Origin of the sequence: Mycoplasmoides fastidiosum (genome assembly GCF_024498275.1) — a bacterium.
GTDB lineage: Bacteria > Bacillota_I > Bacilli_A > Mycoplasmatales > Mycoplasmoidaceae > Mycoplasma_N > Mycoplasma_N fastidiosum.
Genome location: NZ_CP101809.1, coordinates 741,729 through 767,033 on the forward strand (window position 1 = coordinate 741,729; position 25,305 = coordinate 767,033).

Here is a 25,305-nt window from a genome sequence, read left to right on the forward strand (position 1 = left end):
ATAAAAAATTAAATAAGTGGTTTTTTATAATGAGAAATTATATAAATTTTATTATTAAAAGATATTTATATTAACAAACAACTGTGTTAACGTTACATTTAGAAGTATTGACAATTACTACATCTGGAACATTTTCTTCACTTGCTAGTAAAACATCAAAGTCAGTGTTTTCATAATAAAAATATTCATTATTGGATTTTTTTGAATAAATTAAAGAATTAATTCCATGACCTGAATTTAAATTTACAAAATCTAAAGAACTATATAAGTGGTTCATGATATTGAAACCTCCATTATTTTTACAAAATTTAAGAATCATTCTTAAATTTCCAATATAGTACCATAAATTATGAAAATGTAAATATATTTATTATTTTTTAATATTTAATTAAATGGGAATTCAATAATTACCTTAAAAATTATCTATTTCATGTGAAATATCCAATAAATCAATAAATAAATTCTCTTTTTTAAATTTTATTTTTTAATAAATGAATGAGTCAGAGATTAAGTAAATAATCTTTATCAAGACTTAAATTTTATTAAAAAATATTATGGAGCATTTATTCATGATTAATTACATTACTGGCAAAATTTGTTATGTGAATTCCAAATTCATTATTTTAGAGTCTAATTGAATTGGTTATCACATTAATATTAGTAATCCCCAAGATTTCGAAGTTAATACTACAAAACGAATTTATATTAATGAAGTTATTAAATTAAATAAACAAACCTTCATTTCTAAAGAATATTATGGTTTTAAAGACTTAGAATCTAAAATTTTATTCAATTATCTACAAAATGTTTCTGGAGTAGGCCCTAAAACTGCAATGAATATTTTGAAAAATGGTTCTAAAAATTTAATTAACTTAATCCGTCAAAATGATGATAAAGAGTTATCAAGATTACCAGGTTTAAATAGTAATTTAGCAAGTGCTATTTGTAGTTCTTTAAATGAAGTTTATTTAACTTACAACACTAAAAACAATGATAAAAAAAATAATGGACCCGATTTAGAAAGTAAATATTCTTTAGGTGATCTTAATGAAGCTTTATCAGTTTTAGGATATAGCAAAGATGATATTTTAAATGCAATTAATGCATTTGAATCTGACGAAAATTCTGCAAATGCTGATATTAGTACTGCTGTAGCTGAATGCGTCAAGATTATTGCCAATAAAAATACTTTACCAATTGAAGAAGATGTTACTGACAACATCTAAACCAAGACTCTGATGAATGCAAAATTACGCCCCAAAAGTCTTGATCAATTTATTGGTAAACCTAAAATCATTCAATCAATTAAAATAGCAATTCAAGCTTGTCATAAATTACAAAAACCATTAAATCATTGTCTTTTTTATGGTCCAGCTGGAGTTGGAAAAACAACATTAGCTTTAATCATTGCTAATGAATTAAAAACTAAAATTAAAATTATTCAATCAGTTAATTTGCAAAATGTTGCCGATTTAATTTCAATTTTAAGTGGGATTAAAGATGGTGAAATTTTATTTATTGATGAAATTCACAGTTTAAATAAAAATATCTGTGAAATTTTATATCCAGTTTTAGAAGATGGTGTTTTAGATATAGTTATTGGCAAATCTTTTAATTCTAAAGTTATCAGAATGAAATTAGCCAAATTTACTTTAATCGGGGCAACTACTAATTTAGGTTTACTCACTAAAGCATTAGAAGATCGATTCACTTATAATTTTTTTATTGATTCTTATAACAAAGAAGAATTAGGAAAAATCATTAATCAAAGTTTAAAGCACTATCAACTAAAACTAAATTCTACCGATATTGATATGATAATTAATAATTCTCGTGGTATTCCCCGAATTGCTAATAAAATCATTAATCATATCTACAATTATTCAGTGGTTGATAAAAAAATAAACGTGAGTCAAATTATTGAAGATTCTGGTTATTTTATTGATGGTTTAACTGAAATTGATTTGAAGTATTTGAAGTATTTATACGAAATTCCAACTCGAACTGCTGGTTTAAAATCCATTTCTCAAGCAATTAATTTGGATGAAAAAACCATTTTAGAAAAAATTGAATCTCACTTAATTAAATCAAAGTACTTATTTAAATCAAGCAAAGGAAGAACTTTAAGTTATAAAGCAATTAGTTTAATTGTTAATAATCAGAATTTATTTACAAAATAATTCATTAATTTTTTTAAATTACATAAAAATAGCACAACATTAATTGTTGTGCTATTTTGTTATTTTATAAATTTGTAATTTGATCTAAATTAATTATTTGATTAAATAAATGATGATTTTCTTTTTTCAAGTGATGGGTTACTAAAACTAAAGTTAAATCAGGATCGTTAATAATTTTTCCTTGAATATCAGTTGAATTTTGATCATCTAAATTTGATAATGATTCGTCTAATACAATTCATTTTTTATCTAAGTAAAACAATCTAGCTAAAACTAATCTTTGTTTTTGACCTAATGATAAATTATTGGTCACATCAAATTCAGAATTCAAATAATTATCCTTTAACTCATCCAATAAATTCACTTTGTCCAAAGCATATTCTAATTTAGCTTGATCAAAATTTTTTTCATAAAAAGTAACATTATTAGCGATATTTGTTGGAAAAACTAAATTTTTTGAATCAATGAAAGTTAAATGTTTTCTTAAAGAACTTGATTTGATGGCGTTAATGTTTTGTCCATTCACTAACACTTGACCTTTATCAGGTTCGTATGAACCATTTAATAATTTTAATAAAGTTGATTTCCCGAACCACTTTCACCAATAATTGCATATTTTTGTCCTTTTTTCAAGTCTAAATTCAAATTTTGAAAAAGTTTTTTATCACTTTCAGGATATTTAAAATCTAAATTTAAAAGTTTAATGTTTTCAACTCTTTCAATTGTTGATGCATTAGTTTCAGGTTCTAAATTTAGATTGAATTTTTTTACAATATTCCGGTTAGATAAATAATTTTTAATACTTGCTAATAAATTAGGACCAAATGATTTTAATCTACCAACAAAAGCAGTTATTAATGTTAAAAAAGCAATATCAATAACTCCTAAAAATGTTGATTGATTTGAAAAATGAAAAATCAAAATTGCAGAACCGATAATTAATGCTCCACCGATAAATTCATAAATGCGTTGAGAACCCAACTGTACAAATGAAACAATATTATTTTTCTTTAAACTTGTTTCATAAACACTATTAATTTCACTACTTAATTGTTCATTTAATAAGTTTTGTTTATTTGCAAAATATAATCGAGAATAACCATCTAATAGGTTATTTATTTTTGTTTGGAATTGATGATTAGCTTCTGAATATTTGTCAAAAGCATTCCTTTGAGTTTTTTTAAAAAGAAATGATCCTATAAAAGAAAATGAAATTACTATTAAAATAAATATAATCAAAATTCAACTAAAAGCTGCACCTACAATTATTGAAAAAACAACATTCAAAACAATATGGAAAATATTATTTAAAGTGAAAATATTGTAATTAAGATACATATTTGCATCTTTAGTTAACAAAGTATAAATATTAGTTGGATCATATTGCAAAAAGTCTTATTTGTAGTTCTTCTGTATTGATCAAAAATTATGGAACTAACTCCATTTAAAATCATGAAATGAATTTTATTAAATGATAAATAATAAAATCAAACACTTATAAAATCTAAAATAAGAAAACCAACAATTCCCAATAAGTAATAAAGAAAAAATAAATAGTACTTTTCTAATTCAATTTGAATTGCATCAAAAATAGATTGAGTCATTTTTGCAGAGAGAAAAATTATTCCTGCTTCAAAAAAAACCATAAAAAATGTTGATAAAAATAAAAGAATAATTTCTTTTTTGATGTATTTTCAAGCTATTTTCATGTTAACTCCTCCATTTTATAAATTCTGTGATATTTTTCAGGATTTTTTAAGTGGTGGGTTACATTGATCAAAGTTAATTCTGAATTATTAAATAAATTTTGTTCAATTTTAGCAACATTATTTTTATCAAGATTAGCAAGTGCTTCATCTAAAATTAATAAGTTTTTTTCATCAAAAAAGAAACGCGCAAAATTTATTCTTTGTTTTTGTCCAGATGAAATATTTGAATTTTCGTTGTTTAATTTCAAATTTAAATCCTCAACTGAATAAGAAGCTAAATTTAAAGCTTTTTCTGCTTTATCTTCTTGATCAGGAGTTCATAAACTAATGTTGTTATAAATTGTATCGTTAAAAACAAATTCTTCAGAATCTAAGAAAGTGAAAGTATTTTTATAATCTGAATCTTCAATATTTTTAATATTGATTCCGTTCAAAATAATTTCACCCTGATAATTTTCTAATTGTTTAGTAATTAAATTTAACAGTGTAGATTTTCCTGAACCACTAGGACCAATAAGAGCATATTTTTTACCCTTTTCAAAAGATAAATTTAAATTTTTAAAAAAAGGTTTCTCATCTTCATAACTAAAATTTAAATTGCGAATTTCTAGAGAGTTAAATTCATAACTAGGTTTAGTAGTACTAGTTGTTCTTGCTTTAGCTATAAGAGTTTCATAATTTTGAGCTAGTTCTTTTGCAGATTTGTAGTTTGATATATATATTCCAATATATCTAATTCCTGAAATTAAGAAATCTAAAATAATTGGAACTGCAGCAATAATTCCAATAACTTCTGGTGAACCCTTATAAACAAACAAAACAAAATAACCCATTAAGAAAATAATCAAATATTTAACACCAAGAGATAATCCGCTAATAAAAAGTTCTGACATTACAGTGAACTTCATATTTTTCATGAATCTTTTAATAAACAAATTATTTGCTTCAATAATTTGATCATTAAATTCTTCTTCTTTATTAAAACAATAAAAAGACGAAAAAGCATCAACCATCATTAATAAATTAGCATTAAATTTTTCAATTTCTTTAACTGCTGAAGTATTATATTTAGTGGATACTCGTCCCATTATCAAAGGCACAATCATATTAATGATCGAAATAGCAATTGAAATCAAACCTATTCTTCAATCCATAAAAATCAATACTGGAAAAGAAATTCAAAAAAGGTTAAAATCATCAACTCAACTAAAAAGGGTCCCTGGTCTTCTTGAAAAAAAGAAATCTAATTTTTCAGTTAATTGAGCAACATAAAATCCTTTTTTATTGGTTTTAAACTCTAAATTTTTAACTAGAGAAATTCTAGCAATAGTATTAATTTTTAAATCTTTGATTATTTGTTCAGCGGTTTTATTTTTTATTTTTGTTTTGATAATATAGGAGACCAACCCCACAAAAAATAAAACTGCTTGAACAACAATTAATGTGTTATATTTATCGGGTTCTTTTGCTAAAATGTACTGGTATGTCAAATAAGTTAAATAACCTTCAAAAATAACAATTCCACTTGTTATTATTGACAAACAAAAATAAAACAAAAACACAGTTTTATGTTGTTTAATATAAAACATACTCGACCCTCCGAATTCATAGATATTTTTTGCAAAATTAAATTAAAACATGATAAACATATTGTGAATGATTATTTATTCATTTATTTTTTATTAAATGTTTTTTAAGTTTAATTGTATCAAAAAATTGTATTTTGAATTTTGGTAATGATCATCTTTTTGGGATTGAATCATTAAAAATTTAGAAAATATAAAATCATTTTTACTATTCATGACAGACACAAATAAAAACTTACCCATCAATGATCAAGAAGATTCTTCAAACCAAAAGAATGAAATTAATCCAACCGATCAATCAGAACCAAAAACCGTTGTAGAACCAACTGTTCAACCCAAACAAATTGTAAATGATACAAGACCTTTAAATTCAACTCAAGCTTTAGAACAAGTTAGCTCTAAAAGTTTTATTGTTACTCTTTTGCTTGCAATTTTTTTACCAGGATTTGACCGTTTTTATTCAGGCAAAATCTTTTTAGGAATTTTAAAATTGTTTACTGGAGCCGGGTTTGGACTTTGATGACTTATAGATTTGGTACTTTTAGTAACTTCTTCTTACCGTGATGGCAACGGATTGGTAATTAAACCACTTTAATTTATTATTTTTAACATATTACAGAAAAACAAAAAACCATACTCAAATAATGAGTATGGTTTTTTGTTTAAATTAATTCTTATTATTGAAGTAAATAAATATTTTTAGTTTTAGCTTGTTCGCGCATTTCTTTAGTCCAATAACCAATTTGAACTTCGCCAATGTGTACTTTTTCTAGAAAAAACATACAAACCCGACTTTGACCAATACCACCACCAATTGAAAAATGAATTGTTTCATCAATCACTGATTTATGATAAGGCGATAAGTTACGTAGATCCTCTGAATTTTTATCACTTTGTGCGATTAAAGCTTCCCGATCAACCCGAATGCCCATAGATGATAATTCTAAAGCCGCATCAGTTGGTTCATGATAAAAGATGAAATCCCCATTTAAATTTCAATCATCATAATCAAAAGCCCGTTTAGAGTGGGGTACATTTGATTTTAATTTATGACCAACTCGTTTAATGAAGACCGCTTTTTTCTGTTTAACAATTGAATATTCGCGTTGTTCAGGGGTTTGATTAGGAAACATATCCTCTAAAACTTGGGAATCAATAATAAAAATTTCATCTGGTAGCTTGCGACTTAAACCTTTAAATTCCTGGTTAACTAAAGTTTCAATTCTTTTAAAAACTTCGAAAATTGTTTTAACAACTTTTTCTAAATAACCTTCAGTGCGTTCAAACGAAGCAATAGCTTTTTCTCAATCTCATTGATCGACATAATAAGAATGATAAGGTGAAAGCACTTCTTCTTTTCGAATGGCATTCATATCTGCATAAATTCCTTCACCAATTTGAAAGCAATATTCTGTTAATGCAAATCGTTTTCACTTAGCAAGTGAATGCACGATTTCTAATTTTTTGTTTTTTTGCTCTTGGGTCACTACAGAAAAATGAACCGGAGCTTCACCGTTTAACCCATCATTTAATCCAGTTTCTGGATCTAAAAATAATGGTGCAGTAACCCGAACTAAATTAAGTGCTTTAGCTAATTCAATTTGAAAATGGTGTTTAAGAAAACCAATGGCTTTTTGGGTTAAGGTGATATTTAGTTTTGAATGGTACATATCATGTATTAAATATATTCGTAATAAAAAGTCTAAATTTTGAGCAATATTTTAATTATTAAGAAACTATAAGAAAAAATTTCATAATAATGAAAATCAAAATTTACATAGACACCCAAATTTTAAACTATTTAAACTAATTAAAGGCTGAAGTTTTTATTTTTAATTTATAATTTTATTAAATAGGCGTGTAGTTCAATGGTAGAACAATAGTCTCCAAAACTATGTGTTGTGGGTTCGATTCCTATCACGCCTGCCAGTATATTAATTAAAAAAGCAACAATCTAAAATTGTTGCTTTTTTCTTGGTCACTTATTTATATATCAACTAAATGATTTCAACTTCGTTAGCAAAGCCCTTAATTTTTAAATTATTAATTAAACGGCTTAATTGATTATGGTCATTAATTCTAATAATTGCATTAGCTTTAAAGTCCAAATCATTTAATCCTGGTTCAACTTCAATTTTTAAAATTAAAACTTTATGTTGCAACATTGTGTGCAAAATCTGATTAGTAATTGTTTGGGTCATTTTTCCAAAAATTTTCATTTTAACTTTAAAAAGTCGGGGTTCACTAGCTAATTCTTTTTTGTCTCAGTTAATAACAACTCGTTTACCTTGGTTAACATTAGCCTTAGGACAATCAAAACGATGAACCTTTAAAATGTTATTTTTTAAAATCCCAATTAATTGTAAATCAGGAAATTTTGAACAACAATCCGTAATCACAATTTTATCGGGAAAAATTCCACTAGGTGGTTCGAAATAGGTGTTTAAAAAGATTTTTTTAGAAAAAACTTTCTTAATGAAGTGAAATGATTTTTTCCAATCTTCTTCTTTATTAGAAAATAAATTGAAAACCACTTCTTGATCTAATTGAGCTCGGGAAACATCTTCTAGAAAATCACTAATATTTTTATAACCCAAATAACTTAACCGACGTTTATAGTTGGCTTCATGAATTTCTGGTAGTTTTAAAAATTTTTGCGCGTTAGCTAAAAATTTATCAATGTTATTTTGAATACTAATACTACGTTTTTTAAAAATATTTTGAATGTGATTAATTAAACTAATGTTCTGAGTCGCACTAATTCAAGATTCTTCAATTTTAGTTAAATTGGCATAATTAAAATGCACCACATCACCTTTGCGCACCCGAGAGTCAAATGAAGCATTTTCCCCATTTAAAAAAGCACTGGCTAAATAAGGAAATTGTTCAGCATTATACCGAAAAGCTAAATCTAAAATAGTTGTTTTACTTGTTGAAACATAAAATTGGTTGTCATTAGAAATAAAAATATCAAATAATTCATTTTTAGAAATTTCTTTAATAACATTAACCGAAGCTTCCCGGCCTTGTAAAAATTCATCAATTAATTTTTTAGATAGATTTAAATATTTTTCACCTTCTTTATATTTTCAATGTGCAGCTAAGCCTAATTGAGAAATAGTGTGCATTTCTTCAGTGCGAATTTGAAATTCCATTAAAAAACGGTTAACAATAATTGTGGTATGAATTGAACGATATAAATTTCATTTTGGTGAAGAAATGAAATCTTTAAAAGCATTAATAATATAAATGAAATTTAAGTGAATTAATCCTAATACTTTGTAACACTGTAATGGGTCTTTTACAATAATGCGCATTGCAAAAATATCGTGAATATTTTCAATCAAATAACCCTTTTCAGTTTTTTTATAAATGGAATAAATCCCTTTAATACGGTATTCAATTTTATGTTCAATGCCTTCTACATCTAACATATTCTTAATTTGGGCTCGAATTCGATCCCATTGTCCCCGGGCATTGTTTTCTAATTTTTGTAAATGTTTATTAATTAAAGAATAATCATGCGGATTAATGATCTTAAAAGACATATCTTCTAGACGAGTTTTAATGTTATACATTCCTAACCGCCCAGCAATAGTGGCATAAATCTCTAGTGTCTCCCGAGCAATTGAGACCTGTTTTTCTGGTTTTAAATAATTAATTGTTTCCATATTGTGCGTTCGATCAGCCAATTTGACAACAATCGCTCGCAAATCTTTGGATAATGACAAAAACACTTGAACTAAATAACTGTTATTTCGTTCTTTAGGATCACCCCGTTTCCGTTTGGAATATTGAGCCACTTTAGAAACTGTTTGTACCATATCAGCGACATCAAAACCAAACTCTAAAAACAAATCATTATAAGTATATTGGGTGTCTTCAATCACATCATGCATTAAACCAGCACAAATGGTTTCATAATCCATTTTTCATTCACACAATTTAATGGCAGTGATAATGACATGTTCTACGTATGGCTCTCCACTCTTGCGAAATTGAGAGACATGAGCATTTTCCGCAAATTGTAAGGCTTTATTAATTTTTTTAATTTGAGTGCGATCAAAATCTTGTTCATGAATTAATTGGTTTAATTGGTTTTTTAATTCATTAATGCGATCTTGATAAATTCCATAATTGATCATAACTGGATTGTGAATTGTTGTTAACAGTAACAAATATTGGTTGAATTAAAAGATCAAAATTGATTTTTTAATTGAATGAACTAAATTATAAATTTATTTTTGCAGTTCTAATTTCTTAAAGTGTGAATTTTCATTAATTTTTCAACCAAGTAATTTAGACTTAAAGAACAATTTAACAATTTGATGTAATTGAAAAAAATAGCAAGAAACAAATGCAAATAAATATTTAGTTATAAAAATTATGTTGAAAAAACATAAGAAAAATCAAAAAAATCAGCTAAAAAATTTCAGCTTTTATACTATGGTATAATTTTAGTTATTTACTAAAATTTTGATAAAAAATGAAAAATAACAACTGCATTGTTTTTGGCTTGCCTGGTTGTGAAAAATTAGCTGAATTAGTTTGTCAGAAACTTAATCTGGAAAAGGGTGAGGTCGATGTTCAAGTTTTTTCTGATGGCGAATTTTTTTGCCGCCCTTTAGCTTCTGTAAGAAATAAGAAAGTCATTTTGTTACAGTCAACTTGTGATCCAGTTAACGATAACTTAATGACTTTATTAATTACCATTGACGCTTTAAAAAGAGCTTCAGCGCAAGAAATTAACGTTTTAATTCCCTATTATGGTTATGCGCGTCAAGACCGTAAAACTAAGGGTCGAGAACCAATCACTGCTAAACTAGTGGCTGATTTATTAAGTGTTGCTGGAGCAACCCGAGTAATGTTGATGGATGTTCATTCTAGTCAAATTCAGGGTTTTTTCAATGTTCCTGTTGATACATTGCGCGCAACTTATTTACTAGTGAAAGAAATTAAGAAAAACTGCAATTTGCAAAACTTGTGTATTGTTTCTCCGGATTATGGTGGCATTAAACGCGCTCGAGAAATTTCAGATGTTTTAAAAGTTCCTTTGGTAATTGTTGATAAAAAAAGACCCGCGCCAAATATGGTTCAAATTGAAAATATTTTGGGCGATGTAAAAAACAAGGATTGTGTGTTAGTTGATGACATGATCGATACGGGTAATACCATCATTAAAGCTTGTGATATTTTAAAAGCAAACGGGGCTAACAAAATTATCATTTTAGCGACCCACGGAGTTTTTAGTGGGGATGCTGTTAAAAATTTTAATTTAGCTTATGATAAAAAACATTTAGACGCCATTTATGTAACAAACACAATTAATACCGTTTATGAAAAACCTATTTCTGGGTTGAAAATTGTTGACTTATCCGCATTTTTTGCCGATTTAATCGAAATTTATATTAAAGGTGCTGGTTCAATTAGTGGTGTTTATCAAAAATACCGGTCTTTAATTTAATTTTTTGATCACAGTTTTAAGTATATGAATCAAAAAATTCGACTTGATTGTGTTTTTGTAGTTGAAGGTAAAACTGATACAAGTTTTATCAAACAGTTTTTTGAAGTCACAACAATTGAAACTAATGGTTCAGAACTATCCCAACGAGTTATCAATTTAATTCGACAAATTGATAACCAAAGAGAAGTAATTTTATTATTGGATCCCGATTATCAAGGTCAAAAAATTCAAAAACGAATTTTAGAACAAATTCCTAATTGTAAAGTTTGTCATTTCCATCAAAATGACTTAAGTCCCCACAAAATTAAAACTGGCATTGCCGAAATGAATCCAGTTCGTTTCAAACAAAAAATTTTAGAGTTTGTCAACCAAACCAAGATTGTCAGTTCTTTAAGTTGAGAAGAATATTTAACGCTTAATTTAAATTCGAAATTTCGGCGTCAACAAATTTGTGATTATTTCCAAATTCCTTATTTTAATCACAAAACCTTATTTAAAAAATTTCAGTTAATGGGTTTGCACCTACAACAAATTCAGAATGCCTTAGATCATGAATAAATATCACCAATTATATGTAGTAGCAACTCCGATTGGCAATTTACAAGAAATAACCGATTTAGCTAAAAAAGTTTTATTTGAAGCAACCACAATTGTTTGTGAAGATACCCGAGTAACCAAAAAACTTTTGAAGTTATTAACTATTGAAAACCAACAAAAACTAGTTAGTTTTAATAAAATGTCAGAAACAGTTAAAACTGCTAAAATTTTAGAATTACTGCAAAAAGAATCTTGTGTATTGGTTTCTGATGCCGGATATCCTGTTATTAGTGACCCAGGTTATAATTTGATTCGTACCTTACGAAAAGCTGGTAGCCAAATTCAAGTCATTAATGGTCCTTGTGCTTTAGTTCATGCTTTAGTTTCCAGCGGAATTGATAGCCGTAAATTTTTCTTTGCTAATTTTTTGACCAAAAAGCGCATTCAAAGAATTAGTGAGTTAAATGAATTAAAAAGCGTTTTAAACTTAGCTACTGTTGTTTATTATGAAGCTTTAAATTTTTTAGAAAAAGGTTTAAACATCTTATTAGAAGTATTTGGTGATATTGAAATTGGCATTGCTCGAGAACTGAGTAAAATTCATGAAACTTTTTATTATGGCAAAATTTCAGAACTAAAAAAAACCATTGAATTACGCGGCGAATTTGTCATCATTCTCCCCAAACAAAAAACGATTAATGAATCTGAATCTGAAGCAATCATTTTAGCTAAATTAGAAGAACATCTACAAAATAACATTAGCTTAAAAAATGCTTGTAAATTAGTAGCAACCCCCAACTTGCGTGCATCGGAAATTTATAAAATTTATTTGTTAAAAAAAGGAGCGAAAAATGAATAAGTCCAAATTTTGATCTAAAGTCATGAATATCCGTATCGTTTATTATTCTTTAAGAGGAATGATGAATTTAGCTCGGGGATTGCGAAATATTAACATCAACAATTTTGCATTAGTTGATTGGTTAAACAGAATCAACAAACTCTTTGGCATTGCTACTTTTATTACCTTAATTGTTTTTTCGATTATTTTAACAACTTATATTTTTGAAGTACCCAATGTCATTACCCTTTTTCGAAACAGTATTTGACACGGAGTTGACCGTAGTGTTCAAAAAACTTTTATTATTCACTACACTATTGATCAACAATTAAGATTTTGACAGTTAGACGAACGAATAATACGATTTATTTTTACTTTTGTAGCTTTTATCGTTGTTCAGGTTTTTTTATCTAAATTAATTGCTTATTTAAATAATAATCTCATTGTTTTAGAAAAAATTCATCAAACTTCAGCTTGAAAAAATTGATTTTCGATAAAAATTCAAAAATTACGAAAAATTCAAATTCAATATGTTGTTTTTTTAGTAATTTTAATTTTAACTTTGCTCACTGCTCCAACTCTAACTGTCAGTGAATATAAGAACTTTCGTTCTAATCTTTATTGATTATATGATCCTTCTGCCCAAACAATCTATTATGGTGCTGTAAACTATTTGGCAATGATTTTAATCAGTTTATCATATTTAAGTCTGATTGGGTTTTTTGCATATAAAATTTATTTAATGCGCAAATATTTTAACTTCAAAGTTATTCGCGATAAATTTGGGGCTGAATATACCATTACTGGTGATGAAGAAGATGATGTTTTATTTGATAACAACAAAATCTTGGATCACGATTCAACTATTGTTGAAGAAATAAGAGGAAGTACTGAAAATGATAACTAAAATCCTTAACCTTTGCAGAAAAATTACAAAAAAAGCTCTAAAAGAAGCTCAAGAAGCAATTAAAGATAGTCAAGAAATTATAGAAATGGCTCACAAAACTACCAGTGGTATTCACGAAGATTTTCAAGAAGCCGCTGAAGATTTTGCTGACGCAGCTAAAGACTTTAAAGATGCTGCTAATGATTTTAAAGATGCTATAGGAGATTTTGAAGAAGCGGCCGAAGATTTCAAAGAAGCAGCTGAAGAATTCAAATATGCTAATAAAGATCTTGAAACCGCTAAAACAGAATTAAATTATGCAGCTGAAGAATTGCAAAATGCTTCTGAGGAAATTGATGATGCTTTTGACACAACAAAAGAAGTTTGAATGGAAATGAAAAAAATATTCAAAAATCCATTAAAAATGAAATTTTCTAAAGATCATGGTTCTACTAAATTTTATCTTTACAAAAATGGGAAACAGAAAATCTACAGAAAAGATAACAATCATAAAACTTACGAACAAATCGTCGATGAAGTTGAACCAACAACTCATTTAACTAGTGAGAAAAATAAATAATTAACATAACAATGAATCATTTTGCAAATCAAGCCCAACTATTATTACAAGAACTATCAGCCCGAAAGTTACTTGCTGATTGTACTAGTGAACCCAAATTGATTGCAGCATTAACAGCAAATAAAAAAACCTATATTGGCTTTGATCCTACTGCTCAATCATTGCATTTGGGAAATTACGTGGGCATTTGTATTTTGAAGCATTTCAAAAATTTTGGCTTTCAAACTGTTGCAGTCTTAGGAGGAGCAACTGGATTAGTTGGTGATCCTTCATTTAAAAAAAGTGAACGTCAATTATTAACTTTAGAAACAGTTCAAGATAATGGACTTAAAATTGCAACCCAATTGTCCCGATACAGTCAATGTGATTTAGTTGTTAACAATTTGGATTTTTATGCTGAAATGAATTTAATTCATTTTTTGCGTGATGTAGCTAAACTAATTAATGTTAATTATTTATTAGAAAAAGAAGCTTTAAGCGAACGGTTAAAAACCGGCTTATCATACACTGAATTTACTTATCCTTTATTGCAAGGATGGGATTTTTGGTGTCTGTATCAAAAATATGATGTGGCAATTCAAGCGGGCGGTTCTGATCAATGGGGCAACATTACTACAGGAATTGAAATAGTCCGAAAAATGAGTCAAGAAGAACAAGCTAATGCTGTAGGCATTACTTTTAATTTATTAACTGATTATCAAGGCCAAAAATTTGGTAAATCTGAAGGTAATGCTTTATTTTTAGACCCTGAATTAACTTCTCCAAGTCAAATTTATCAGTTTTTGATCAATAGTGCTGATCAAGACGTGGAAAAATATTTACTAGCTCTAACATTTATTCCTTTAGCTGAAATTCAAATGATTGTGCAACAACACCAGCAAAATCCCAAATTACGTTCAGGCCAAAAAAAATTAGCTGATCAGCTAATTTTGGATTTATTCGGAACTGCTGAACTAAAACGCTGTCAAACTATGACTAAATTATTGTTTGCTGACTCTGAAAATGATTTTAGTGTTAATGAATATACAGTTTTAGAACAAAATTTGGTAACTATTACCATTAATAAATCAACTAAATTAATCGAATTACTTGTGCAGACTCAACTAAGTTCTAGTTTGGGTGAAGCACGAAAATTAATTCAAGCTAATGGCATTAAAGTCAATAATCAAAAAGTAACTGATGTTAATTTAATTGTTAGCCAAGCCAACATGCAAACTAGTTATTTACTATTGCAAAAAGGCAAAAAAAGTTTTGCACTAGTGAAATGACAATAGGAAATTTTTATGATTTTTAAAAGCGCTATTCAAGCCATTGTGGCTCGAAATTTAAAAAACAAATTATTAAAAAACCAAATCACTGAAGCTGATTTAACTCCCATTCTTAAAGAAATTCGCACTTCTTTTTTGGATGCTGATGTTAATTTAAAAGTAATTCGTCAATTTTTAGATAACGTTAAAACTGAAGTCTTAAATCAGCAGCAATTAAATGCTAATACAAAATTAGATGAATTTTTGCTCTCCACAATTCGGCAAAATTTAATCAATATTTTAGGTAGAAATACCATTGGTTTAGAAACCCAGAAACGACCTTTAAAAATTATGATGGTAGGGTTAAATGGTTCAGGGAAAACAACGACAACTGGCAAATTAGCTTATTATTTAAAAACTCGTCACAATAAAAAAGTTGCCAATATCGGTTTAGACATTTATCGACCTGCTGCGATTCAACAACTGCGCACTTTATCAAAAGAAATCGAAGTTAGTTTTTTTGAAAAAGGTTTTCAAAATCCAGTTTTAACCGCTAAAGAAATTTTGGATAATCCCGAAAATAAAAAATTAGATGCTTTTATTTTTGATACAGCTGGACGTTTACAAACTGATGCGGATTTGATGAAAGAATTAGTTAGTCTTAAACGGATCATTGAACCCCAAGAGATTTTGTTTGTTGTTGATGCCATGGCTGGTCAGGATATTTTAGAAGTTGCTAAAGAATTTCATCGTCAGCTAAAATTAACCGGAATTATTATTACTAAAACCGATTCAGATGCCCGAATGGGAGCAGCCCTTTCAATTGTCGCAGTTTTGAATATTCCAATTAAATTTTTAGGTTCAGGTGAACGGTATCAACATCTAAACCAATTTCATCCCGAACGAATTGCTGATCGGATCATGGGAATGGGCGATTTGGTCAGTTTAGCTGAAAAAGCACATGAAGCGACGGATGAAGCCATTTCTAAAAAAGGTATTTACCGGATGTTTAGTGGTCAATTTGATTTAGAAGATTTAATGCAACAAATGGGGCAAATCAAAAAAATTGGTTCAATTAGCAGTATTTTGGACATGATGCCAACTAATGTTAATATTTCTAAAAATAAAATTGGTGACATTGAAGAAAAAATGCGCAAATGAGAAATCATCATGAATTCAATGACGGTTAAAGAGCGCCGTAATCCCAAACTTTTTAAAAAAGATGCCAGTCGCAAAACCCGCGTAATTAAAGGTTCTGGGTGTCGACCCGATGATTTAAACAAACTTTTAAAACAATGAGATGAGTCCAAAAAGAAAGTTGATTTGTTTGTGAAATCATTGAAGAAAGGTCAAAACCCCTTTGGCAAACTGCCATTTTAATTTTTATGGAACGATTAAATTGATCAACTTATAAAAAACTCCAAGCCGCAATGGATCAAATTGATCATGATTATCAATTCTCTGCTTTAAGTTTATTAGGTTTAAGTTATTATGGCATTAGTATTCGGTTTCAAATTGTCGAATATGATAATTTCAAAATTATTTTTTTCGATTCTAAATTTAACCGGTTTATTTTAAGTGATGCTGATGTTTTTAATGCCCGAGTTAACCAAATTTTACATTATGGCGACCATTTTATTTTAATGCCCATTTTTGATAAAAACCAAATTAGCACTTTTGATGCGGTTTATTGTGCTTTTTATAAACTAAAACAACTTTATGCGATTAAAAGTGATTGGGCAGTGGAAGCTGTCAATACTAAACAATTACAAACTCTTAGTCAAAGTATTGACTTTGAAATTGTGTATGACTGAAACGCCCATTATTTGTACAAACTAGAAAAATTTAAAACTTTTTCTGGCAAAAAATTACAAAAAAAGCGTAATCATCTAAATTACTTTTTAAAAAATCACTTTGATCAAGTGGAAGCAACCCCATTATGTGCTGATGATTTTGATGAAGTTTTAGATTTTATTTGGGAAACAATTCATGATGGTAAAGAAGATCCCCAATTAAATGAATACATTTTTTCGCGAAATTTTTTAGCCCATTATGATCCAATGACTATGAGTGGATTGGTGGTACGTCAGAAAAAAGATCGCAAAATTTTGGGTTTTACCATTGGTTATAGTCATAAAAAAAGTTATGAAGTTTTCTTTGAAAAAGCCGTTCATAGCTGACGTGGTTTGTTTCCGTTCATTATTTCGCAAAACTTATTATTAAATAATATTAACCAAGCTTGAATGGATCGACAGGATGATATGAATGAAGAAAATTTAGCCAAATCCAAACGTTCTTATTATCCTGAAAAAGTTTTGAAATCACACATGATTTATATCACTGATTCCATGAAAGATGAATGATAAAATCTATTCAACATGCAAACACATCACAACTTAAACTATTATTTAAAACCCCAAAAATTAACTGATCTTATCGGTCAGTCCCATTTGATTGGTCCTGGACGCTTTATTAGTCAAATGATATTGAAGCAAACCATTTTTTCGATGATTTTATTTGGTCCACCCGGAATTGGAAAAAGTAGTTTGGCCCAAGTTGTGTGTAATGAATTAGGAATCGAACCCGTTATTTTTAATTGTTCTTTAGAAAACAAAAAACAACTGATGGAAAAAATTCAGTTGCTAGGTTTACAACCCGAACATAAACGAGTTTTAATTGCTGAAGAAATTCATTTGCTCAATGTGGATAAACAAGACATCTTTCTGCACGAAATTGAAACCGGGAATTTAGTTTTAATTGCCACAACAACTGAAAATCCCTTCTTTGTAATTAATCCTGCAATTCGTTCCCGTTCACAATTAGTTGAATTAAAACAATTAAACGATCAAGAAATCTTAGTTTTCATCGAACATTTAATTGCCCAAAATCATTGTTTAACCGAACTTACAAATTCACAAAAAAACATCATCTCCCGACATGTGGGTGGAGATGTGCGGTTTTTGTTAAACATTATTTCCAAACTAAATTTACTCTATCCCCAAACAATTAACGATTCTGATTTACAAATAGTGTTAGGCTTAAGTCATTTTGTTACTGGCAATGATAATGATGAATATCATAATTTAAAATCAGCACTGCAAAAATCAATTCGGGGTAGTGATCCTCATGCTACTTTATATTATTTAGCCCGGTTAATCGAAATTGGTGATTTAAAAACGATTGCCCGTCGATTAACTGTTTGTGCATTTGAAGATATTGGTTTAGCGAATATGAATTTGTGTGACCGCGTAATTAATGCGGTGAATGCTGCAATTAAAGTTGGTCAACCCGAATGTTATAACATTTTTGGTCCAATTGCGGTGGAAATGGCATTAAGTCCTAAATCTAATACTGGTCAATCTGGTTTAGCTGCGGCTTTACACTTTGTTCGCAATCATCCTCAACACGAGATTCCTAAACATTTGTGAGATGATCATTACAAATCAGCTGTAAAATTAGGTGTTAAAGGTTATCAATTTCCCCACGATTTCCCTTATCACTATGTTTTTCAGCAATACCTGCCCGACAAAATAAAGGATCAGGTTTTTTATCAACCTGATCCGTTTAATGCTGTAGAAATGAAGATGCAAAATTATTGAGCTCAAATTAAAGCTGAAGTAACTAAAAAAGACAAATAAAGATTTATTTATAAAATTTGGTAATTGCTAACGCATCAATCCCAACGTGAACCAAAATTGGTTTGGGCACTTCTGTTACAACAAATGTTGTATTAGGAAAATGACGGTTTAATTCCGTTTTAACTTTTTGAAAATTAGCTTCATCAATAAAACTATTTCATAAAATGAGTTTATTGGGTTTGTTTAAATTAATCCCCAAAGTTTTTTCCACGTAGTTGTGCATTTTCTGAAAACTTTTAACTAAAGAAGTTTCTTTGTCATAAAAACTCAGTTTGCCATTTTTATACTGAATCAAAATTTTCATTTGTAATAAATTACTAACTTTGGCTTTAAAAGTTGAAATCCGGCCACCACGGTGTAAAGAACTGAGATCTTGGATTAACAATAAGCCATTGAATTTTAAAACTGGTTCTAAAGTTTTTTTAATGATTGCTCAAGAATCATCTTCTTGTACCGCAATTAAAGCTCGTTTGGTATGTTCATATAAAGCTTCACCAATAATTTGATTATTAACTAATAAAACCTTATTACGAAACTCACTAAAATCACGTAGAATTTGTTTCCATGAATCGTATGAAGATGATAAACCTGAAGAAATGCCACAGATGACAATTTTTTCATAATCTTTTAATAATTCATTAACCAAATGAAATGCTTGACCAATGACAATTGCGTTGGTTTTGAAATTTTGCTTTAAACTGATTTTTGTCTTTAAATCTTGAAAACTAATTGGATTTTTAGCATTATATTCAATTGGATCGATTCCCTCTTCAGTAATGGTTAATGAAACCGCATAATGGTGCCGTGGTAGAGGCTTGTCACTTGAAACGATGCTATCGTCCACGATGAAAGCTAACTTTTGCATTGAAATCTCCTTTGGTGCTTAAACAATTTTTAGCCGTTTTTTAACTTTAACTAAAAGTTGGGTGTTAGTTTTAGATAAAGGTTTAGTAAAGTTTTTGGTGTTGATTGGTTTATTAACACTTGGAGAAACAGTGAAAGTTTCATCAACTTCAGGATTTATTTTAAGGGTCTGAATAATGTTTACTTCTCGATCTTCAGCTTTAGGTCGAATCACATCATTTTCCACTGCTGGTGTTTCATCGAGTTTTTGGGTGTAGAAATTTTCCACCAACTCTTGTCCATCCATTAAGTTTCTGGTAATTTGATTTTGCACAAAATTTAGTTTTTCGGTTTGTAAAGCTTTAATCAAATCGGCTTGATTAATTTCCACTCGCACTGGTTCTTGAGTTGTTTTTTCTAAAACTACCTTTTCCAAACTATTGGTTTTGGCTGTGGTGTGATCGATTTTAATTTCCGCATCATCAAGTTCTTTCTTGATTTTTTTGATTTCTCTTTCCAATTTTAACAGATCAGCTTTTAGTTGTAATTCTTCATCAGTTAATGGTTTTTTCTGATCTAAATTAACTTCGTTAACAATAGGTTTAACTGGAGGAGTAATAATCGGTTCACTGGGAATTGTAACCAACTCAGGTTCAGTTGTAATTGGGCTTGATTCAACTTTAGCAGCAACCACTGGTTCTGAAATAGGTTCAGTTGCCGGAGTTGCTTGTTCCTGAGTTAGTTCATCAAAAATTCCAGCAGTTACATCTTCGTCATTTTCTTGATGGGGATTAACATAAAAAATATTTTGATCGTCTTCGGTTTGATAAACATCTTCAGGCGCATTTGTTGGAAAAGGATCGGCTAAATTAATATCTTTAGCGATTTGAGCAGTCGCTACTGTTTCTGATTCAATAACTGCATCAACTGTTTCTTTTTCAGTTTCGTCTGTTGTCAACGGAATGGGTTCGGTTCCAAAAATACTTTCAAAGTGACTTGAAGTAATTGCATCAACAATGGTGGTGGATTTTGCTGTATCAACTGTTTTTAGGTGATCAAAATCAATTTGTTCATCAAAATGGGTTGCACTATTTTTCAAATCTTGTTTTTCAAAAACATTTAAGGGTTGATCACTAATTAAATCTCATGCTTCTAAATCATCAACTTGATCATAAACTCCCTCAACTGGAGAAGTGGTTGGTGTGGACGAATCTAAACTAGCATCTAGTGGTACTTCTTTAGTATCAAAATGTTCTTTTAATAAATTAGTAGTTGTTTCATCATCAACTACATATTCTGCTCCTAAGGAATCTTTATTGTGTTTTTGAACTTCTTCATACTCATCAATAATTTCATCTAAATTATCCCGTTGAACTCCCTTGCCACCAATACTGTAATAATGATTAGCATCATACCGAGGGGTTTGAGCAGTTTTAGGATCTTTAATTTCCACTGGATCTAAACCAGTTTGACGCGCCCGTTGGTTAAATTCTTTATTAAATTGGGTCGAACTGCTACGATCATTTAATAATGATTTAATTTCGGGTTGGTCTTCATAGTGATCATCATCAGGTAATTTTTTGGATGCATTAGGTCCTGGAATATCAGTACTGTATAAACTGGCAAACCGTCCTTTTAATCGGGCAAACATACCTCCTTTTTTAGGTGGGGTAGTTGTGTTGGCTGAATTTGGTTGGGAATTATTTGTTTCAGTTTTTTTATCTAAAACAAGTTTGATTTTAGTTCCATTGGAGTTCATAGTTTAATTACCTGATCAAAAAATCTCTTCTAAATAATATTATTATAATTACAAACAATTTAAACAAGCATGAAAATTAATTACTCATCATCAATCTCAAGATTGTTTTTACGGTTGATGTTGAAAAAATCATCATCACCAGGTTGCTCATTCATTTCTTCAGAATCATGATTTGTTTCATCGTCTAAATAACCATTTAAACTGACGCTAACTTTTGGAAGTTGGGCTTTAGAACGAATCCCGGTGATATCAAAAAATTTCGGAGTCGTTTTATACAATCACGGTTTACCTGGAGTTTCAGCACGTTTATATTGATAAATCAAACCTAGCTTAATTAATTTATCAATGCTGTTAGTTGGATCAACATTACGCACTTTAAAAATTAAACTTTTAGGACATGGTCCGTTATAAGCAATTAAAGATAACACTTCCATTAATGTGTTAGTTAAAGCTGATGATAAATTGGGTTTAATTAATTTTCGTAAATGGTCATAGAGTTCAACCTTAGTGGTGATTTTATAAACATCATCAAATTTTTCTACAACAATCCCAGAAGTTGGATCAGCTAAATAATCCTGCTTCATTTTTTTTAATAGATCATGTAAATAATCACTATTAACATTTTCATGATCTAAAATCCGTTTCATTTCGTTGATCTTTAATCCCTGTGAACCAACCGTAAACAAAGCTGCTTCTAAAACCGAACGATGTAAATTAATTTCTGGACCACTGAAAACAAAAGTTTCAACTGGTAATTCGGTTGGGATTGATTCAAGTTCATCAACTAACACTAGATCTGAATCTGATGTTTGATTATCAGATTGAACTGATTCATTTGGAGTAGTAATTGCTTCAAGTAATTCACTTTCAGTTTCAGCAGTAGCTGGTTCATCAGAATTGATTAAAGGTTCAATATGATCAATGGATTTGACCGTATTTTTTTCGAATAGTTTTTGTAACAAATCGTCTAAAGAATATTCGGTACTATTTTCAGATTTTTTGCGTTTATTCATATTTTAAATCCCACTTGTCAGTCACTGCAAACAGAATATCATCACCCTGAATTTCAATTGTAATAAACTGGTTGCGTACTTGGGTTAAAATCACCAAAAACACAACTGTAATATATTGTAAAGTTCGTTTGATTGGTTCTAAACTTTTTAAATAAGTTAAAAAACTGGATTCCTTAATTCGTTGGGTTATTAGCCAATTGGCTAATTCTAAAGTCACTTCATCAACTGATAATTCCCGAATGGATAGTTGTTGCTTTTTTAAGTTACGCATTTGCATTTTTTCAAGCGCAATTTCCAAACTCTGTTTTAACCGTCGCACATCAATTGATTTGGGTAAATATAAATTTTCGGTTTTAACAGCATTAGCATCATCGAAAAAATCGGGTTTTTTAATAAAAACTTTAGTACGTTCGCGTTGTTTTTTTCGCATCCAACTAATCCCCTTCCGAATTCTTCGGTATTCGATTAAACGTTGAATTAACAGTTGTTTTTCGGCTAAAAAATCCTGAATTTGTTCAGTGGTAGCGTTTTCATCGGTAGCAAAGATCATTTTGGTTTTTAAAGAAATCAATTGGGCTGAAGTTAATAAATAATCAGCAGCCAAATCCAAATCAATGCGGTGCAGTTGTTCTTTAATGAATTTTAAGTATTGTTCAATTAAAGCTTTCAAATCTAAATCATGAATATCGTACTTTTTTTCTCGAATTAAAACTCATAATAAATCCAATGGACCAATAAAATTTTTTAAATTCAGTTCTAAAGCATCATTCTTTTTTACATAATGATAATAATGAACTTGAAAATCTAAAAAATCTTTAGTATGAATTAGTTCAAACGGGTTTAAATCAAAATTTAAGAAAGTATCACAATCATAGCTAGTTGGCAGTTGGGAAATAATTAATTCATCAGCTAAACCAAAAAAAGTGCGATAAATTTCACTTCCGCCAATAATGTATAAATCAATGCCTTCATATTTTTTTAGAACTGATTGTACATCATGAAACACTTCTACTCCTGTTGCTTGAAAGTTAGGGTCTCGAGTCAATACCACATTTGTGCGTTTTGGTAAAGGTTTACCAATTGATTCAAAAGTTTTCCGGCCCATAACAATAATTTGGTGTAAAGTTGTGTCCCGAAAATGTTGCATTTCTTGCGGTAAATTTCAAGGTAATTGGTTGTTTTTACCAATTCCCCCGTTTTGATCCTGACACCAAATTAATTTAATTGCCATCTTAAACTGCTACAACTCCTTTAAGGCGTGGATGGGATTGGTAATTTTCAATTCGAAAATCCTCAATTTTTAAATCCGCTAAACTTTTAACATTCGGATTAATAACCAATTGACACAATGGTTTAGGTTCACGCTGTAACTGAATTCGACATTGTTCCACATGGTTTTCATAAATGTGTAAATCACCAAAACTATGCACAAACTTACCAACTTCTAAACCACAGATTTGAGCGATAATGTGGGTTAGTAAAGCATAAGAAGCAATGTTAAAGGGTACACCTAAAAACAAATCCGCACTGCGTTGGTATAAGTGACAAGATAAGCGATTATTGATCACTGAAAATTGAAACAAACAATGACAAGGTGGTAGAACCATATTCTGAATTTCACCAGGATTTCACGAACAAACAATCATTCTACGAGAGCTTGGATTAGTTTTAATCGTTTCAATAACTTCAGCTAATTGGTCAACTCCTTGAGAATTGCGTCATTGTTTTCCATAAACTGGACCTAAATTTCCGTGTAAAGCGGCAAATTGGGCATCAGTTTTAATTTTGGCAACAAATTCAGCAAGAGTTAGGACTGGATTGGTTGGATTTTGACAATATTGTTGATAAGGTCATTCATTCCAAATCCGAACGTTGTGATCAACTAAATACTTAATATTAGTATCACCCTTAATGAATCATAATAGTTCAACTAACACAGAACGAAAATGGACTTGTTTGGTGGTAAGTAAGGGAAAACCCTGACTTAAATCAAATTCCATTTGACCCCCAAAAGTAGCATAGGTGCGGACACTAGTGCGATTTTCAACTAATGTGCCTTCAGATAATACTTTACGAACTAAATCTAAATATTGTTGCATTAGTCTTCTCAGAAGTGATAATTTTAATTACTGGTTTTTTTAGTTTTGGACTTAATCATTTCCTTAAATTCAGAAACAATTTCTTGGTGATCAGATTTGTGTAATTGGGATTGCACATCAGCTTCACGAGCTAATTGATCATATAAATCCTGCACTTTATTTTTCACTAATTCAACACATTTTTGTTGGTTTAAATTAATGAAATTTTGCGCAGTAATTGCTTTACCAAACGCAATTGTTATTTTATTTGATTTAGGTTTATGAAAAATTCGCCCATCTTTAGTTTTATCCCATAATTGACCTTCACTGTTATAAATTGCAACAGGTACGATGGCAACAAATGCTTGATAAGCCGGAATAGTAGAACCTGGAAAAAATTCACCCAAATGATCCCCTGGAACTCGAGTTGCTTCAGGAAAAATACACAATGATCGATTATTTTTTAAAATTTTAGGCGCTTCTTCTTCTAATTGTTTTAAAGCTTGACGGGGATTTTTACGATCAATGAAAATAACATCAATTAAATCCAAAATATAACCAATTTTAGAATTAACCAACTCCCATTTTGCTACAAAAGTATTTAAAGGATATTTTTTGTTTTCATAAATTGTTTTATAAAAAACTAATGAATCAACATTGGATTTGTGGTTGGCTAAAAATAAAACCGGAGTTTTTGGAACGCGTTCCAAGCCTTTAACTTCAATTTCAATGTTTTTATAAAACAAAAGCGCATTAATAATCCGATAAACCCGGGCGTGACGATTTGTAATTTGTTTCGCATGAATTTGGGCTTCACCACTTTGATGGGAACGAACATAACGTTGTCCTGCCCAAATTGCAAATACCACTTTTAAAGCAATATAAGCAAAAAGAAAAGGCGAAATAATAATTTTAAAAAATCTTAAAATTTTAGCTTTCATTTTGGT

At 29.3% G+C, this 25,305-nt stretch carries 25 protein-coding genes and 1 tRNA gene; 13 read left to right on the forward strand and 13 right to left on the reverse strand.

The window, feature by feature from the left end; all coding sequences use genetic code 4:
* Positions 1-70: 70 nt before the first annotated feature.
* Positions 71-277 (reverse strand): hypothetical protein, encoded by a 207-nt coding sequence (locus NPA10_RS02505; protein WP_256547145.1) that lies wholly within the window; start codon positions 275-277, stop codon positions 71-73.
* A gap of 292 nt (positions 278-569) precedes the next feature.
* Between NPA10_RS02505 and ruvA the strand changes: the two genes are divergently transcribed.
* On the forward strand, positions 570-1,226 hold the full coding sequence (ruvA, locus tag NPA10_RS02510) for a Holliday junction branch migration protein RuvA (RefSeq protein ID WP_256547146.1): 657 nt from the start codon (positions 570-572) through the stop codon (positions 1,224-1,226).
* Positions 1,227-1,238: 12 nt separating this feature from the next.
* Positions 1,239-2,180: a Holliday junction branch migration DNA helicase RuvB gene (gene ruvB / locus NPA10_RS02515; RefSeq protein WP_256547147.1), complete on the forward strand. Its 942-nt coding sequence runs from the start codon at positions 1,239-1,241 to the stop codon at positions 2,178-2,180.
* A 64-nt stretch (positions 2,181-2,244) separates the two neighbouring features.
* Here the strand turns inward: ruvB and NPA10_RS02520 are convergent, their stop codons facing one another.
* Genes NPA10_RS02520 through NPA10_RS02535 form a run of 4 tightly spaced genes read right to left on the reverse strand, consistent with a single transcriptional unit; the run spans position 2,245 to position 5,478 of the window.
* Positions 2,245-2,712: an ATP-binding cassette domain-containing protein gene (locus NPA10_RS02520; protein ID WP_256547148.1), complete on the reverse strand. Its 468-nt coding sequence runs from the start codon at positions 2,710-2,712 to the stop codon at positions 2,245-2,247.
* A 38-nt stretch (positions 2,713-2,750) separates the two neighbouring features.
* Complete coding sequence (locus NPA10_RS02525) at positions 2,751-3,569, reverse strand: ABC transporter ATP-binding protein (RefSeq protein WP_256547149.1); 819 nt, start codon at positions 3,567-3,569, stop codon at positions 2,751-2,753.
* Positions 3,533-3,889 (reverse strand): hypothetical protein, encoded by a 357-nt coding sequence (locus NPA10_RS02530; RefSeq protein ID WP_256547150.1) that lies wholly within the window; start codon positions 3,887-3,889, stop codon positions 3,533-3,535. The genes NPA10_RS02525 and NPA10_RS02530 overlap by 37 nt, the downstream gene beginning before the upstream one ends.
* A complete protein-coding gene (locus NPA10_RS02535) occupies positions 3,880-5,478 on the reverse strand; it encodes an ATP-binding cassette domain-containing protein (protein ID WP_256547151.1) in 1,599 nt (532 codons plus the stop codon). Before NPA10_RS02535 ends, NPA10_RS02530 begins: the two co-directional genes overlap by 10 nt.
* A gap of 211 nt (positions 5,479-5,689) precedes the next feature.
* Between NPA10_RS02535 and NPA10_RS02540 the strand changes: the two genes are divergently transcribed.
* Positions 5,690-6,070, forward strand: coding sequence for a TM2 domain-containing protein (locus NPA10_RS02540; RefSeq protein WP_256547152.1), 381 nt, complete (start codon positions 5,690-5,692; stop codon positions 6,068-6,070).
* An 82-nt stretch (positions 6,071-6,152) separates the two neighbouring features.
* On the opposite strand, the gene NPA10_RS02545 is transcribed toward NPA10_RS02540, so the two are convergent.
* Entirely contained in the window at positions 6,153-7,145 is a 993-nt protein-coding gene (locus NPA10_RS02545) for an aspartate--ammonia ligase (RefSeq protein WP_256547153.1), read from the reverse strand.
* A gap of 184 nt (positions 7,146-7,329) precedes the next feature.
* Here NPA10_RS02545 and NPA10_RS02550 point away from each other — a divergent pair.
* Positions 7,330-7,404, forward strand: a tRNA-Trp gene (locus NPA10_RS02550).
* A gap of 68 nt (positions 7,405-7,472) precedes the next feature.
* Here the strand turns inward: NPA10_RS02550 and NPA10_RS02555 are convergent.
* A complete protein-coding gene (locus NPA10_RS02555) occupies positions 7,473-9,620 on the reverse strand; it encodes a RelA/SpoT family protein (RefSeq protein WP_256547154.1) in 2,148 nt (715 codons plus the stop codon).
* Positions 9,621-9,961: 341 nt separating this feature from the next.
* Between NPA10_RS02555 and NPA10_RS02560 the strand changes: the two genes are divergently transcribed.
* Genes NPA10_RS02560 through NPA10_RS02600 form a run of 9 tightly spaced genes read left to right on the forward strand, consistent with a single transcriptional unit; the run spans position 9,962 to position 18,665 of the window.
* Positions 9,962-10,939 (forward strand): ribose-phosphate diphosphokinase, encoded by a 978-nt coding sequence (locus tag NPA10_RS02560; RefSeq protein WP_256547155.1) that lies wholly within the window; start codon positions 9,962-9,964, stop codon positions 10,937-10,939.
* Positions 10,940-10,963: 24 nt separating this feature from the next.
* Complete coding sequence (rnmV, locus tag NPA10_RS02565; protein WP_256547156.1) at positions 10,964-11,497, forward strand: ribonuclease M5; 534 nt, start codon at positions 10,964-10,966, stop codon at positions 11,495-11,497.
* Entirely contained in the window at positions 11,490-12,335 is an 846-nt protein-coding gene (gene rsmI, locus NPA10_RS02570; protein WP_256547157.1) for a 16S rRNA (cytidine(1402)-2'-O)-methyltransferase, read from the forward strand. The genes rnmV and rsmI overlap by 8 nt, the downstream gene beginning before the upstream one ends.
* A complete protein-coding gene (locus NPA10_RS02575) occupies positions 12,328-13,221 on the forward strand; it encodes a hypothetical protein (protein ID WP_256547158.1) in 894 nt (297 codons plus the stop codon). The genes rsmI and NPA10_RS02575 overlap by 8 nt, the downstream gene beginning before the upstream one ends.
* Entirely contained in the window at positions 13,211-13,780 is a 570-nt protein-coding gene (locus NPA10_RS02580; protein WP_256547159.1) for a hypothetical protein, read from the forward strand. The genes NPA10_RS02575 and NPA10_RS02580 overlap by 11 nt, the downstream gene beginning before the upstream one ends.
* 11 nt (positions 13,781-13,791) lie before the next feature.
* A complete protein-coding gene (tyrS, locus tag NPA10_RS02585; protein WP_256547160.1) occupies positions 13,792-15,054 on the forward strand; it encodes a tyrosine--tRNA ligase in 1,263 nt (420 codons plus the stop codon).
* A 9-nt stretch (positions 15,055-15,063) separates the two neighbouring features.
* The gene (gene ffh, locus NPA10_RS02590) at positions 15,064-16,407 is read left to right on the forward strand and encodes a signal recognition particle protein (protein WP_256547161.1); all 1,344 of its coding nucleotides are present in this window, start codon (positions 15,064-15,066) and stop codon (positions 16,405-16,407) included.
* 5 nt (positions 16,408-16,412) lie between these two features.
* A complete protein-coding gene (locus NPA10_RS02595) occupies positions 16,413-17,393 on the forward strand; it encodes a phosphatidylglycerol lysyltransferase domain-containing protein (RefSeq protein WP_256547162.1) in 981 nt (326 codons plus the stop codon).
* A gap of 12 nt (positions 17,394-17,405) precedes the next feature.
* Complete coding sequence (locus NPA10_RS02600; protein WP_256547163.1) at positions 17,406-18,665, forward strand: AAA family ATPase; 1,260 nt, start codon at positions 17,406-17,408, stop codon at positions 18,663-18,665.
* A 4-nt stretch (positions 18,666-18,669) separates the two neighbouring features.
* Here NPA10_RS02600 and NPA10_RS02605 read toward each other — a convergent pair whose 3' ends face one another.
* The 6 genes from NPA10_RS02605 to NPA10_RS02630 form a co-directional block, all read right to left on the reverse strand.
* The gene (locus NPA10_RS02605) at positions 18,670-19,530 is read right to left on the reverse strand and encodes a DegV family protein (protein ID WP_256547164.1); all 861 of its coding nucleotides are present in this window, start codon (positions 19,528-19,530) and stop codon (positions 18,670-18,672) included.
* Between the two features lie 18 nt (positions 19,531-19,548).
* Positions 19,549-21,267 carry a hypothetical protein gene (locus NPA10_RS02610; protein WP_256547165.1) on the reverse strand — a complete coding sequence of 573 codons (1,719 nt, stop codon included), beginning with the start codon at positions 21,265-21,267 and terminating at the stop codon, positions 19,549-19,551.
* Between the two features lie 80 nt (positions 21,268-21,347).
* Positions 21,348-22,280, reverse strand: a complete 933-nt coding sequence (scpB, locus tag NPA10_RS02615) for an SMC-Scp complex subunit ScpB (protein WP_256547166.1) — start codon at positions 22,278-22,280, stop codon at positions 21,348-21,350.
* Positions 22,273-23,511, reverse strand: a complete 1,239-nt coding sequence (locus NPA10_RS02620) for a segregation/condensation protein A (protein WP_256547167.1) — start codon at positions 23,509-23,511, stop codon at positions 22,273-22,275. The genes scpB and NPA10_RS02620 overlap by 8 nt, the downstream gene beginning before the upstream one ends.
* Position 23,512: 1 nt before the next feature.
* Positions 23,513-24,379 (reverse strand): thymidylate synthase, encoded by an 867-nt coding sequence (gene thyA / locus NPA10_RS02625; RefSeq protein ID WP_256547168.1) that lies wholly within the window; start codon positions 24,377-24,379, stop codon positions 23,513-23,515.
* 23 nt (positions 24,380-24,402) lie between these two features.
* Entirely contained in the window at positions 24,403-25,299 is an 897-nt protein-coding gene (locus tag NPA10_RS02630) for a lysophospholipid acyltransferase family protein (RefSeq protein ID WP_256547169.1), read from the reverse strand.
* Positions 25,300-25,305 lie beyond the last annotated feature (6 nt).